11 protein-coding genes are annotated in these 12,614 nt (G+C 63.9%); 9 read left to right on the top strand and 2 right to left on the bottom strand.

Going from position 1 to position 12,614, the window contains the following annotated elements; all coding sequences use genetic code 11:
• Nucleotides 1–30 precede the first annotated feature (30 nt).
• The 7 genes from AC1DDG_RS15770 to AC1DDG_RS15740 all read left to right on the top strand — a co-directional run bounded on the left by AC1DDG_RS15770 (nucleotide 31) and on the right by AC1DDG_RS15740 (nucleotide 6,841).
• Nucleotides 31–1,431 carry an LLM class flavin-dependent oxidoreductase gene (locus AC1DDG_RS15770; protein WP_230121058.1) on the top strand — a complete coding sequence of 467 codons (1,401 nt, stop codon included), beginning with the start codon at nucleotides 31–33 and terminating at the stop codon, nucleotides 1,429–1,431.
• A gap of 38 nt (nucleotides 1,432–1,469) precedes the next feature.
• Nucleotides 1,470–2,771, top strand: coding sequence for a flavin monoamine oxidase family protein (locus AC1DDG_RS15765; RefSeq protein ID WP_230121057.1), 1,302 nt, complete (start codon nucleotides 1,470–1,472; stop codon nucleotides 2,769–2,771).
• Nucleotides 2,768–3,277 carry a flavin reductase family protein gene (locus tag AC1DDG_RS15760; RefSeq protein WP_230121055.1) on the top strand — a complete coding sequence of 170 codons (510 nt, stop codon included), beginning with the start codon at nucleotides 2,768–2,770 and terminating at the stop codon, nucleotides 3,275–3,277. Before AC1DDG_RS15765 ends, AC1DDG_RS15760 begins: the two co-directional genes overlap by 4 nt.
• 32 nt (nucleotides 3,278–3,309) lie before the next feature.
• On the top strand, nucleotides 3,310–3,861 hold the full coding sequence (locus AC1DDG_RS15755; RefSeq protein ID WP_230121053.1) for a flavin reductase family protein: 552 nt from the start codon (nucleotides 3,310–3,312) through the stop codon (nucleotides 3,859–3,861).
• Nucleotides 3,858–4,274, top strand: a complete 417-nt coding sequence (locus tag AC1DDG_RS15750; RefSeq protein WP_230121052.1) for an ester cyclase — start codon at nucleotides 3,858–3,860, stop codon at nucleotides 4,272–4,274. The genes AC1DDG_RS15755 and AC1DDG_RS15750 overlap by 4 nt, the downstream gene beginning before the upstream one ends.
• Before the next feature lie 92 nt (nucleotides 4,275–4,366).
• Complete coding sequence (locus tag AC1DDG_RS15745) at nucleotides 4,367–5,950, top strand: aldehyde dehydrogenase (NADP(+)) (RefSeq protein WP_476876784.1); 1,584 nt, start codon at nucleotides 4,367–4,369, stop codon at nucleotides 5,948–5,950.
• A gap of 105 nt (nucleotides 5,951–6,055) precedes the next feature.
• On the top strand, nucleotides 6,056–6,841 hold the full coding sequence (locus AC1DDG_RS15740) for a 2-keto-4-pentenoate hydratase (RefSeq protein WP_230121048.1): 786 nt from the start codon (nucleotides 6,056–6,058) through the stop codon (nucleotides 6,839–6,841).
• 75 nt (nucleotides 6,842–6,916) lie between these two features.
• On the opposite strand, the gene AC1DDG_RS15735 is transcribed toward AC1DDG_RS15740, so the two are convergent.
• The gene (locus tag AC1DDG_RS15735; protein WP_476876783.1) at nucleotides 6,917–9,073 is read right to left on the bottom strand and encodes an amylo-alpha-1,6-glucosidase; all 2,157 of its coding nucleotides are present in this window, start codon (nucleotides 9,071–9,073) and stop codon (nucleotides 6,917–6,919) included.
• 441 nt (nucleotides 9,074–9,514) lie between these two features.
• Between AC1DDG_RS15735 and AC1DDG_RS15730 the strand changes: the two genes are divergently transcribed.
• Nucleotides 9,515–10,375, top strand: coding sequence for an FG-GAP repeat domain-containing protein (locus AC1DDG_RS15730; protein WP_476876782.1), 861 nt, complete (start codon nucleotides 9,515–9,517; stop codon nucleotides 10,373–10,375).
• A gap of 103 nt (nucleotides 10,376–10,478) precedes the next feature.
• Here AC1DDG_RS15730 and AC1DDG_RS15725 read toward each other — a convergent pair whose 3' ends face one another.
• On the bottom strand, nucleotides 10,479–11,684 hold the full coding sequence (locus AC1DDG_RS15725; RefSeq protein WP_476876781.1) for a glycerate kinase: 1,206 nt from the start codon (nucleotides 11,682–11,684) through the stop codon (nucleotides 10,479–10,481).
• Nucleotides 11,685–11,856: 172 nt separating this feature from the next.
• Here AC1DDG_RS15725 and AC1DDG_RS15720 point away from each other — a divergent pair, with 172 nt between their 5' ends.
• The gene (locus AC1DDG_RS15720; RefSeq protein ID WP_476876780.1) at nucleotides 11,857–12,531 is read left to right on the top strand and encodes a GntR family transcriptional regulator; all 675 of its coding nucleotides are present in this window, start codon (nucleotides 11,857–11,859) and stop codon (nucleotides 12,529–12,531) included.
• Nucleotides 12,532–12,614 lie beyond the last annotated feature (83 nt).

The raw sequence follows: 12,614 nt of genomic DNA, 5'->3' as shown, positions 1-12,614 counted from the left end.
CAGGCACGAGTCCAAGGAAGCACCGCTGCCATGAAAAATGAACCCCTGAGCCTTTTCGCCTTTGACGTCTTCGCCCCGTCCCATCTGACATCGGGGTCATGGCGCGCTGAGGGCGACCAAGGCTCCCGCTATACGGACCTGCAGTATTGGACGGGCGTAGCGCAGATGCTGGAAAAGTCGGGCTTCGACGGCATTTTCTTCGCCGACAACCTCGGCTATCACGATGTGTTCCGGGGGAACAGTGATGCCGCGCTGCGCGACGCCGCGCAGTTCCCCATCAATGACCCGACCGTGTTGATCAGCGGCATGGCGGCCGTGACGAAGCACCTCACCTTCGGGGTGACCTGCTCGGCGACGTATGAACCGCCCTATCTGCTGGCCCGCAAGTTCAGCACCCTGGACCACCTGACTTCCGGGAGGGTTGGCTGGAACATCGTGACCTCGTACTCGGAGGCCGCGGCCCGCAACCTCGGCAAGGTGCAGCAGCTTAGCCCGGCTGAGCGTTACGACCTTGCCGATGAGTACATGGACGTCGTCTACAAGCTCTGGGAAGGTTCATTCGAGGAGGACGCCGTGGCCCGGGATGCCGAATCGGCTACGTACATCGACCCGGCGAAGGTGCACCCGATCAACCACTCCGGCCAGCACTTCACTGTGCCCGGCTTCCACCTGTGCGAGCCGTCCCCCCAGCGCACGCCTGTGCTGTTCCAGGCCGGGTCGTCCTCCAGGGGCATGGAATTCGGCGGCAAGCATGCTGAGGCCGTCTTCATCCAGAGCACCTCCGTGGAGGGTGCCAAGCGCTCAGTGGCCAAGCTCCGCCAGGCAGTGGCAGACGCGGGCCGCGACCCCCGCGACGTCAGGGTAGTCATCCTGCTCACTGTGGTGGTGGCTCCCACCGACGAAGAAGCCCAAGCCAAGTACCAGCAGGCCGTGGAGAACGCACCAATCGATGGAATCCTGGCACGCTTCAGCGGTTGGACCGGCATCGATATGTCCGAGTACGACTTGGACACCCCCTTGCGGTCCGTTGGAACGAAGGCAGGGCAGTCGATGGTGGACATGTTTTCCAAGGCCGACCCCGACCGGGACTGGACCCCGCGCCAGATCGCCGAATTCCTCGCCGTCGGCGGTACAGGTTCCACGATCATCGGCTCCCCGGAAACCGTCGCCGCAGAACTGCGCCGCTGGCGTGACGAGGCCGACGTCGACGGCATCAACCTCAGCTACATCACCAAGCCCGGCAGCTGGGAAGACTTCATCGAGCTGGCCCTGCCCGAACTCCGCGCCCAGGGAATCGTTTCCCCAGCCCGCCCGGAAGACCAGGAACCGGTAACACTGCGGGAAAAGCTCTTCCCCGGCCACAAGTACACGCTGGACTCCCACCCCGCCACCGAACACCGTACCAAGCACCTGAGCGAAGCCACCCGCTGACGCCCAGCTGAACCAGCAATATCAACGGAGATACTTCAATGACTAAACAGACAGACGTAGTCGTCATCGGTGCCGGTCTTGCCGGCCTCATCACTGCCCGTGAGCTCGGCAACCGCGGCCACAACGTGGTCGTCCTGGAAGCCCGCGACCGTCTTGGCGGCCGCTTGTGGACCGATCGCCGCCTGGGCCAGAACCTGGAGATCGGCGGCAACTGGCTGCACTGGACCCAGCCGCATGTCTGGGCCGAGGTCACCCGCTACGGCCTCGAGGTTTCCCGCGGCCCGCGCTCCGAGGAAACGTTCTGGCTCGCCGGGGACGAAGTGCGCCGCGGCACGCTGGAAGACTTCATGTCACTGATCGACCCCGGCATGACCCGGCTGCTCGAAGACACCATGAAGTGGCTGCCCCGACCGGATGCACCGCTGACGGTGGAGAACCTGGCCGACGTCGACCAGTACAACCTGCAGGAAATGCTGGACAAGCTGGACCTCTCCGAGGACGAGCGGAACGCGAATGAGGCAGCCTGGGTGGGCCACTTCAACGCACCCCTGGACCAGTGCGCCTACGTCAACGCCCTCCGCTGGACCGCCGCATCATCCGGCCATTGGCACCTCATGCACGAGGCCTCAGCGATCTTCCGTCTGAAGAACGGCAACGACACGCTGACCAAGGCGATCGCCGAGGACACCAACGCTGACATCCGCCTCAACGCCCCGGTGACCGCCGTCCGCCGCAACAGCGGGGGAGCCACCGTCACCTACGGCGATGGCCAGGAAATCGAGGCCAAGAAGGTCGTCATCACCCTGCCGCAGAACGTGCTGCACAAGCTCGATGTCCAGCCCGCCCTGTCCGACGGCAAGCTCGCCGCCAGCCGGGAAAAGACCGCGTCCCAGGGCGTCAAGGCCTGGATCCGGGTCAGGGGACCCATCAAGCCGTTCTTCGCCTACTCGGCCCAGGACAAGCCCCTGTCCGTAATCCGCACCGAATTCATCGGTGAAGACGACGCCGTCCTGGTCGGCTTCGGTGCCGACGCGGACCGCATCGACGTGACCGACATCGAACAGGTCCAGGAAGCCATCAAGGTATGGCGCGACGACCTGGAAGTCCTCGAGGTGGCCGGCCACCACTGGATGTCCGATCCTTACGCCGAGGAGACCTGGCAGATCCAGCGCCCCGGCCAGCTCACCAAGTACCACCGGGAACAGCAGGTCAGCGAGGGCGCACTGCATTTCGCCAGCGGCGACATTGCCAACATCTGGGCCGGCTTCTTCGACGGCGCTGTCGAGAGCGGCCTGCGCGCCGGCCGCAACATCCACGCAGAGCTCCAGGAACAGCCATGAGCGCCCCCGCACTCGAAGGTCGTCGGATCGACTCCGACCAATACCGGGCCGTCATGCGGCACCTGCCCACCGGCGTTGCCGCGATCTGCTCCACGGACCCGGTCACGGGGGCCCAAAACGGCATGATCGTGGGAACCTTCGCCTCACTGTCAATGGAGCCCCCGCTGGTGACCTTCAGCGTCACCCACACCTCCACAAGCTGGCCCAAAATTGCAGAGATCGGACGGTTCAGCGTCAGCCTCCTCTCCGATGACCAGCAGCAGGTCTGCCGTGCACTCTCGGCGAAGGGTGAGGACAAGTTCAGCGCCGTGAACTGGTCCGAATCCGGGTGGGGCACTCCACACATCCACGGTTCGCTTGCCTGGTTCGACTGCCGGACCGAGCAGCAGATCGTTGCCGGAGACCACCTGATCGTCGTCGCCAGCGTGCTGGAAATGACGCCCGGCGAGGGAACTCCCCTCATCTTCCACGGCGGTCGCTTCGGAAGCTTCCGTGAAATCGCCTGACCTGCGAAGCCGCCTGATCAAGGAGCACTGATATGGACATCACCCCAGCAACAGCCGCCACCCCCGTGGCCGACATCACGCCCGCCTACTACCGACAGGTACTGGGCAAACTTCCCACCGGCGTCGTGGCCATCACCGGCGTCAACGATGACGACGAAAGACTCGGCCTCGTCGTCGGCACCTTCCAGTCCCTGTCACTGGACCCGCCGCTGGTCATGTTCTGCGTCGACAAGTCGTCCTCCACCTGGCCGAAACTGCGCAAGCTCCAGAACTTCACAGCCAACATCCTCTCCGATGACCAAGTCAGTATCTGCCGGTCCCTGTCCCGCAAGGGACCCCAGAAGTTCGAAGGGCTCCCCTGCACCACAGGCCCCTTGGGAACCCCGCACCTGGACGGCGCGACTGCCTATATCGACTGCGTCGTCACAGCCGAGGTCGTGGTGGGCGACCACTACATGGTGGTCGGAGCCGTGACCAACATGAACGAAGGAACCGGCAACGCCCTGATCTTCAGGGGCGGCAAGTTCGGCCAGTACCAGCCCATCGAAATCCCGGCACCGGAAGTAGCAAGGAGTGCATCATGAACCGACGGGAAACCATTCTCAACGCCTGGAACCGCGCCTGGGGCGACGGGGACCTCACGGACTTCGAGCAGCTGCTCGCACCCGGGTACGTCCGCCGATCCAAGTCAGGCAGTGAAGATTACGCCAGCCTGAGGAAAACCATCGAGGCCACCCACGCAGCCTTCCCGGACACAACCACCGAGATCCTGCACATCATCGAAGACGGAGCCACCGCCGCGATCCACTGGCAGACCCAGGGCACGCATCAGGGTGAATTCATGGACGTCCCCGCGACCGGCCGGAGCATCACCGTTTCCGGCGCATCCTTCCTCCGCTTCGAAAACGACCAACTTGCAGAGGAATGGGTGGTCTGGGATCCACGCGAGCTCCTCTCAGCTCTCGGCATCTGGCACCTGGGACCCGGCAACGCCTAGGCAGAACGCCCACGGGCGCTTACCGACCACGGGCAGCAGCCCCTCCCGCACCGCCGCCCACACATGCTTTCAACCGCCCAGGAGGCGCGACAATGACTCTTCAAGGACATTCCCTCATCGCTGGGGAGACCGTCACCGGCACCAGCGGAACGACCTACGGGATTAACCCCGCCACGAACGAACAGCTGGAACCGGCCTACACCCTCATCAGCGAGCAACAGCTGAAAGCGGCCACGGACGCAGCCACCGATGCCTTTGACTCCTTCAGCACCCTCGAACCCGAGCAGCATGCGCGGTTCCTGGACGCAATTGCCGAGAACATCGACGCCATCGGTGATGAACTGATCGAGCGGGCCTCCACAGAAACCGGGCTCGGCGCCGACCGGCTGCGGGGCGAACGGGCCCGCACCACAGGACAGCTGCGGCTCTTCGCTGACGTCGTGCGACGGGGAGACTTCCGTGGTGTCCGCATCGACCCGGCTCTGCCCGACCGGGCTCCCCTTCCGCGGGCCGACATCCGGCAGCGCCAGATCCCGCTCGGCCCCGTAGCCGTTTTCGGCGCCAGCAACTTCCCGCTGGCCTTCTCCGTCGCAGGCGGCGACACAGCCTCGGCCTTCGCAGCCGGCTGCCCGGTGATCGTCAAGGCACACAACGCCCACCCCGGCACCGCCGAGCTGGTCGGCCAGGCCATTGTCAACGCCGTCCGCGACCTTGACCTGCACCCGGGCGTCTTCTCCCTTATCTACGGCTCGGGTGCGAGCATCGGCCAGGCGCTGGTGGCGGATCCCGCCATTAAGGCGGTGGGCTTCACCGGTTCCCGCGGCGGCGGTACCGCGCTGATGCGCACGGCTGCAGCCCGCCCGGAACCGATCCCGGTCTATGCGGAAATGTCCTCCATCAATCCTGTCTACGTTTTCCCCGGCGCGCTGAACGGGGACGTTGAAACGCTCGCCCAGCAGTACGTCGCCTCCGTCACCGGCAGCTCGGGGCAGCTCTGCACGTCGCCCGGGCTGGTTTTCGTTCCCGCCGGTGAGGCCGGAGACCAGTTCACGGCGGCCGTAACCGAGGCTGTCACGCAGCTTTCCGGACAGACCATGCTCAGCGGCGGGATCGCCTCTGCCTGGGAACACGGCCATAATGCGCTGGAGTCCGCCGCCGACGTCGAGCTGATCGGCCGGGGCAAGGGCGGCCCGACCGCGAACGCGCCAGCCCCCGCAGTGTTCTGGGCGGACCTGGATGTCTTCACCACAAACCCGGTGCTGCATGAGGAGGTCTTCGGCGCCGCCAGCCTCGTCGTCCGCTACAAGGGAGTTGAAGACCTGATCGAGGCCACCCGATTGCTGGAAGGACAACTCACGGCCTCGCTGCACGTGGCCGAGGAGGACTACCCCGTTGCCTCGGGCCTGATCCCTGCCCTGGAGCGCAAGGTCGGCAGGATCCTCATCAACGGATGGCCCACGGGTGTGGAAGTCGGCCACGCCATGGTCCACGGCGGCCCCTACCCGGCCACGTCCGATTCGAAGACGACGTCGGTGGGCACACTGGCGATCAACCGGTTCCTGCGCCCGGTGGCGTATCAGAACTTCCCGGAGCAGCTGCGCCCGGCACCCCTGCAGGATGCGAACCCGTGGAACGTCAACCGGCTGGTCGATGGCAAGCCCGAACAGGCTGGCTAGAAACTTCCGCGCACCTCATGCTTCCGGCCCCGGATAGACCTCTCCCAACACAGAATCATCCGGGGCCGGAAATCCACCTTTACCAGGCAGACAAAGGACTTCATCATGCCAACCATTACGCTCGAAAACATCGCGGACACCCTCCGCACGGCCCGCCTTCAGGGCGAACCGATCGCAGCCCCGACCGAGACGTGGCCGTCTCTTGACGCGGATGCCGCATTCGAAGTGCAAAAGATCAACGTCAGCCACGCCGTGGCCGACGGCGACCGTCTGGTGGGCTACAAGCTCGGCAACATCGCCAAGGTCATGCAGGACGCCTTCGGCCTCGACCAGCCGGACTACGGGCATCTGCTGGCCAGCACCTTCACCTACGAGGGCACCACGCTCGACCGGAATAAGTTCATCGAACCCTTCGTTGAACTCGAGCCCGCATTCGTGCTGAGAGGGCACCTCGGCGGCCGCAACACCACCATCGCAGACGTCATCAATGCCATCGATTACGCTTTGCCGGCGATTGAAATCATCGACTCCCGGGTCAAGGACTGGGCGATCGGACTCCCGGACACGCTGGCGGACAACGGCTCCACCGGGGCCATCATTCTCGGCGGCACCCCCCGGCACGTCACGGACCTGAACCTGCGCGACACACGGGGCGTCCTGCGGTTCAATGACCGGGAAGTTATCGCCGGGACCACCGGCAACATTCTCGGCAACCCGTTCGCCGCCGTCGCCTGGCTCGTCAACCGCCTCGCCGACTACGACGTCGAGTTCGAACCCGGGCAGGTCATCCTCCCCGGCAGCTGCCTGCAGGCAGTCCCCATGAAGGATGCCGGCCGCTGGTCAGGGACCTTCGAAGGCTGGGGCACCATCGAATTCGACGTCTCGGTTTAGCAGAGAGCCGAACCGGTGTGCCCGCCCCTGTACGGGCCGGGCACATCGGTCAGAACCTGCTTCAAGACGGTCTGGCTAGTCCTCGTTTCCCAGCCCCGCTTGCTCCATGAGTTCCGTCAGCCATGGCCGGTGTTCACGGTGGAACGCTATCCCTTCGGGCAGACCCTGAACGGTTGGTTCAGATCCCTTGATATCGATGGTGATGCGGCCGGCCGCCATTGGCGCATTGGTGATGTGCAGGTCACCGTATGAATCGGGGAGTGCCGGGTCCATCCAAAAGCCGCCACGGGAAATGTGGGCGTCGTACCGCATCAGGCTTGTAATCAACATGATCGGCGTGGTCGCTGCCCACGCCTGTGGGGAACAGGCCGTTGGATAGGGCACAGGCTCGGCGACCTGGTCACGGCTGAAACCGCAGAAGAGTTCCGGGAGACGGCCGTCGCTGTAATCGGCCGCCTCGAACAGGGCGGTGGCGATGCGCTGTGCCTCTTCCACGAAGCCGTACCGCATCAGTCCGACGGCGATGATCGCGTTGTCATGCGGCCAGACCGAGCCGTTGTGGTAGCTCGCGGGGTTGTAGGCGCCCATGTCGCTCGCGAGTGTTCGCACACCCCAGCCGCTGAACATCTCGGGGGACATGAGCCTTTCGGCTACCAGGGGGACCTTGTCTTCATCCATGATGCCGTGCCACAGGCATTGCCCCATGTTGGAGGCGCATGCATCGACTTGCCGTTTCCGGCCGTCCAGGGCGATAGCGTAGTAGCCGCGGTCGGGCATCCAGAATTCCTCGTTGAATTTCTTTTTCAGCTGTGCTGCTTCCGCGGCGAGCCGGGCCGCCAAAGGCGCGTCACCGGCGTCGTACGCCAACAAAGCCCGGGCCAGATATGCGCTGTAGGTCAAAGCCTGGACCTCGCACAGCGCGATAGGGGGTTCGGCGATACGACCGTCCGCGAAGTTGACGCCGTCCCAGGAGTCCTTCCAGCCTTGATTGATGAGGCCTTGGTCATTGAGGCGCTCATACTCGACGAAGCCGTCGCCGTCCCTGTCCCCGTAGTCCCGAACCCAGTCCAGCGCGCGGTCGGCGTGAGGCAGCAGTGCGGCGATGGTGTCCTTGGCGAAACCCCAACGGCTAACCGATGCGAGTGTCATCACGAACTGTGGAGTCGCGTCCACGCTGCCGTAGTAGACGGACTTGCCGCCCAGGGAAAGCCCGCTGGAGACGCCGAGCCGGACCTCGTGAAGAATCTTCCCCGGTTCCTCCTCGCTCATGGGATCCACCACGCGGCCTTGGCGGTCAGCCAGCGTCTGCAACGTGCCCAGTGCCAGCGACGGGTCCACCGGTAGGGCCATTTCCGAAGCCGTGAGCGAGTCCCGGCCGAAGAGCGTCATGAACCAGGGCGCCCCGGCGGCCACGACGATCCGCTCCGGATGGGCGGGATCCTCAATGCGCAGCGCGCCCAGATCGTCGTAGCTGCGGCGCAGAGTCCGTTCGATGGAACGGTTGCCTATATGCAATTTGGGAATCCTCGCTACCCAATCCTGGCGCCGACGGTCGCTGGGAGACATCTCACCTCGAACCGGACGAACAAACGACGCCACCGGTGCAGAGCCGTCGACGGTGGGCACCACGGTCAGCAGGGTGCTCCACTGTCCATGTGGCGGGACAACCACCCGGTAGGTCAGGGCCTCCGGGGTGACGTCGGCGCCGCTGGAATAAACGACGACGCCCTTCCGGACGTCCTGCCAGACCGCCCTAATGGTCAGCGAGTCCGCGTCCGCGTGACGGGATTCTTCCCAGTGCCGTTGGACGCGCGCCTCTTTCACCTCGAAGAGATCCGCGAAGTCCGATTCGACGTTCAGGTTTACCACGCATGCGGCTTCGTCCGAGGAGTAGTTCCGGATGGTGATCTCCTCAAGGACCCCGACACCCACTTCCCGCAGGCGTTCCACGATCAGCGGACTGTCCGCGTACCCATCGGAGCGGGGGACGCGGCCAATGAACAAGGCCCGATAAGGTTCCTTCGCCGATGCTGTCAGCGGCTCCAGAGGCTGCCCATTGATTGCCAGGTTCCAGCGGGACAAGATGCGGGTGTCCTCGTGGAAAACACCGTGCGGATGCTCCGGATGGATGTCACCATTCGCCGACGAAATACAGAAGGATGAACCCTCCACCAAAGTAACCGTGCCTGCCCCCACAGGCCCGGCAGCCGTGTCAGCATTCCATCCAGCCATCCCCGCCTCCTTCAACGGTTCAAGACCGGGGCGGCGTTATGCGAGGCTGGGTCCAGCCATCGATCGCCCTTACCCCGTTGGCTAGACGCTACGCCTGTACTGCCTCGGATAATAGGCACTCGGCCCGTCCAACATTGAGCCTGGTCGCAGTCGCGTCCTTCGACTCCTAAGTACTTCTGCTAATTCTCTGTCGCCCACCCGCACACGCACTTCGGGGGCAGCGGAAATCGATTGGTTGAACAGTGGTCGGGAGGGGAGAGGCCGCGCACTGACCAGAAAATGCACTGTAGGGCACCTCGCCAAAACGCAAACGGACGACGGCGGGACGTCCCGCCGTCGTCCGCTGTGTTGACCTTGTTTCGCTCCGATGTAATAAACGCGACTTCCCCGGAAACTAAGCGAGTGTACTCACAACGCATATTGGGGAGGCTCGACAGCTACATGAAAAAGACCATTCGCACCAGAGCAGGGCTGGTAAGTATCGCCGCCGCACTGTCCCTCGCGGTATCCGGCATCCTGCCTGCCCAGGCGGCAGACACACCGCACACCAACTGGAACTTCGCAATCGACTCAACCGCGAATGTGGTTGCTTATGATGGCGCCGGCACTCTCTGGTCCTATTCCTGGATGTCACCCGGGGTGACGCCGCAGCGCAGGGCCATTGGGCCGGCAGGGTCTACGGTCCCGAAGGTTTTCTTCGTTACCAACTGGAACTCTGACGATGCCGGTGTTCCGGATCTGATCGTGCAGAACAAGAACGGCACCCTGACATACCGTGAGGGAATCAGCACCGGCGGGTTCCACGATTACGCGATCGGCACCGGCTGGCAGAACTACGAGATCACCGTAGGCCAGTGGAAGAAGACGGACAAATACCCGTCCATCATCGCCAGGAACAACGCCACGGGTGACTTGTTCCACTACGGAAACCCGTCGGGGAAGGGTCTTTCACCGCGGGTGAGGATCGGCCGCGGCTGGAATGGGCTGTCCTTCAATCTGCTGGACTGGGATAGGGACGGCAACAACGACGTTGTTGCCAAAAATTCCTCCGGGCAACTCAAGTTGTACCGGACCAACGGTGCCGGATCGTTCATCTCCGAACCCCGCGCGACTATCGGCACCGGCTGGAACGCCATGAGCTCCATCCGCGCCATGTCAGGACTCACCGGCAACGGGACGGTCGGCCTGATGGCTCGGGACAGTGCGGGGGTCCTTCACTACTACCCGGCAAACAGGAGCGCTTGGGCGCCGCGGCAGACCTTCACCAAGGGCTGGGCTCTGTACACCATCGCAGGCAACTGACGGCGTGGTGTGTCACGAAGGACTTATTTTGGGACGCCTGCGAGCACTGCCGACGGGCGTCAGGGGCGCTGGAAACATCCCGTATTTAGGCCACGCCCGGGATTTATGGCGCGAATGGGCCTGAGGCGAGGGCGCGGAGAATTCGCCCGGCGTTCTGCAGTGCGTTGGTCGCCTGGGCTGGATCTTTGGATGTGTCTTGGGCCGTGAGGTCCCGCAGCGCTATTACCTTTGACAGGCCTAGTTGGCGGGCTGCTTGCTGGTCCAGGGTCGAGGCGCCAACGACTGCAGCCACCGGGGTGTTTCCTGCGCGGCTGCATACGGCGGAGATAAGTTTGCCGCCTGATGTCTGGTCGTCGAGGCGTCCTTCTCCGGTCACGAGCATGTCGCACTGCTGCGCGTGCGTGTCGAAGCGCAGCAGATCCAGGAAGTAGTCGGCTCCGGAGACGAGGGAGCCGCCCAGAAGGAGGAGGCCGAAGCCGATGCCCCCGGCGCTGCCGGCTCCGGGGATATCGGCGAGGGCGGGCGCGTCGATGTTTGGGATGGTGTTGCAGGCTTGGACGAGGGCGCGGAGGCCTTGGTCGAGCACCGCGACCAGCTCAGGGTCCGCTCCTTTCTGCGGTCCGAAGACGTGCGCGGCCCCTTGAACTCCGCATAGGGGGCTGGTTACGTCGCTGGCACCGATGAGTTCAATTCCATCGAAGTCGAATGCGGTCCTCAAATCGACGTGCGCTATTCGGTGAAGTGAGCCTCCGTCCGGTTCCAGCAGGCGTCCTTGTTCGTCCCGAAACTCCGCGCCGAGGGCGGCAAGCATTCCGGCCCCGCCATCGGTGCTGGCGCTGCCTCCGAGGGCAATGACGATGGTCTTCGGTTCCAGGAGCGCAGCAGCCAGGATGGCTTCGCCCAAGCCCCGGCTCGACGCCGCCAAGGGACGTAACGGGCCCTGCACCGTGGCAAGACCGCAGGTTCCTGCCACTTCCACCACCGCTGTTGTCCCGTCAAAGGCGATCTGGGTGAGCTGCACTTCGCCGTCGGCGTTGTGGACCTCAACTGTTTGCGCCCGTGAGCCGGCGAACACGGCTGCCTCGACGCTCCCGTCTCCGCCATCGGCGAGGGGGAGGACTGTTACCTGGACCTGTGCGTCGGTGGTCAGGGAGTCGATTCCTGAGCGGATGGCTTCGGCGACGCCAAGCGCACTCAGGCAGCCTTTGAACTTGTCAGGGGCGACCAGAACGCGCGTGGCACGGGGTGCGGCGTCACGGGCATGCGGACCGGATTCCTCGCGGGGGCGGCCGGCTGTGAGTTGACTCATGCTGTTTCCTTCAGTGCGGTGTTGGGGAGGGCTATGCGTCGTTGCTGTGTCCAACAAAGTAGACATCACAAAACTCATATTGTCTAGCAATTCACATAATTTTGTCTGACAATCACAAGTGGATGTGCCTAACCAAAGGCGATAAAGTGGCGGGGAAACAGAGGAGTTCCCAGTGACAGCCCAGCCAGCGACCGCGTCCCGCGTCGATGTCATAGCCGATGACATGCGCTCGCGAATTCTGCGCGGCGAATACGTTGGCGATACCTCCTTCACCGAAACGGACGTCGCCACCCGCTACGACGTAGCCCGGCCCACCGCGAAGGCCGCAATAGAAAAGCTTGTTTCCGAATCAGTGCTCGAGCGCAGCACGAACAAGACGGCAAGAGTCATCAAACTCGGGCCCGAAGATGTCCGCGACATCTACTTCACGCGGGCGCGGCTTGAAAAAGCCGTCCTCCTGCAACTGGCGCAGGCACGTTCGGTTCCGGCCGGAGCAATAGCCGCCCAGCGGGAACTCGAACTACTGGACGGCAACTCCGGCTTTGACACCGTGGACCCGGACATGCGCTTTCACATGGCACTCGTGGACAGTATCGGCAGTCCAAGAACCAGCCGCATGTACGGCTCACTCGTCTCCCAGGTCAAACTCTGCATGGCCCAGATCCAGGGCCTCCAGCTCGTCCAGCCCGAACGCATCATCAAAGAACACCAACACCTGCTCGAACTCATAGAAGCCGGCGACGGAGCCGCTGCCAGCAACGTCCTCGACGAGCACCTTAGCCGCCCCAGAGAACGCCTCGTGGCCGCCGTGGGCGGAGTGCCGGGCCCGGAAGCGTTCCGCGACTAAATCCCGGGACTCGCCATCTCCTTCCCTGTTGGAGACGCGAGGGTGCCGGCCCGCCCCTGACGGTCACTTCTGATCCCTGCCGG

The organism is Arthrobacter sp. 10L430 (assembly GCF_056395245.1).
This window is presented reverse-complemented; position numbering and strand designations above follow the sequence as displayed.

Coding starts and splice junctions, on each gene's coding strand:
- AC1DDG_RS15745 (WP_476876784.1), top strand. CDS start 4,367: ATGACTCTTCAAGGACATTCCCTCATCGCTGGGGAGACCGTCACCGGC.
- AC1DDG_RS15765 (WP_230121057.1), top strand. CDS start 1,470: ATGACTAAACAGACAGACGTAGTCGTCATCGGTGCCGGTCTTGCCGGC.
- AC1DDG_RS15740 (WP_230121048.1), top strand. CDS start 6,056: ATGCCAACCATTACGCTCGAAAACATCGCGGACACCCTCCGCACGGCC.
- AC1DDG_RS15735 (WP_476876783.1), bottom strand. CDS start 9,073: ATGGCTGGATGGAATGCTGACACGGCTGCCGGGCCTGTGGGGGCAGGC.
- AC1DDG_RS15760 (WP_230121055.1), top strand. CDS start 2,768: ATGAGCGCCCCCGCACTCGAAGGTCGTCGGATCGACTCCGACCAATAC.
- AC1DDG_RS15730 (WP_476876782.1), top strand. CDS start 9,515: ATGAAAAAGACCATTCGCACCAGAGCAGGGCTGGTAAGTATCGCCGCC.
- AC1DDG_RS15725 (WP_476876781.1), bottom strand. CDS start 11,684: ATGAGTCAACTCACAGCCGGCCGCCCCCGCGAGGAATCCGGTCCGCAT.
- AC1DDG_RS15750 (WP_230121052.1), top strand. CDS start 3,858: ATGAACCGACGGGAAACCATTCTCAACGCCTGGAACCGCGCCTGGGGC.
- AC1DDG_RS15755 (WP_230121053.1), top strand. CDS start 3,310: ATGGACATCACCCCAGCAACAGCCGCCACCCCCGTGGCCGACATCACG.
- AC1DDG_RS15770 (WP_230121058.1), top strand. CDS start 31: ATGAAAAATGAACCCCTGAGCCTTTTCGCCTTTGACGTCTTCGCCCCG.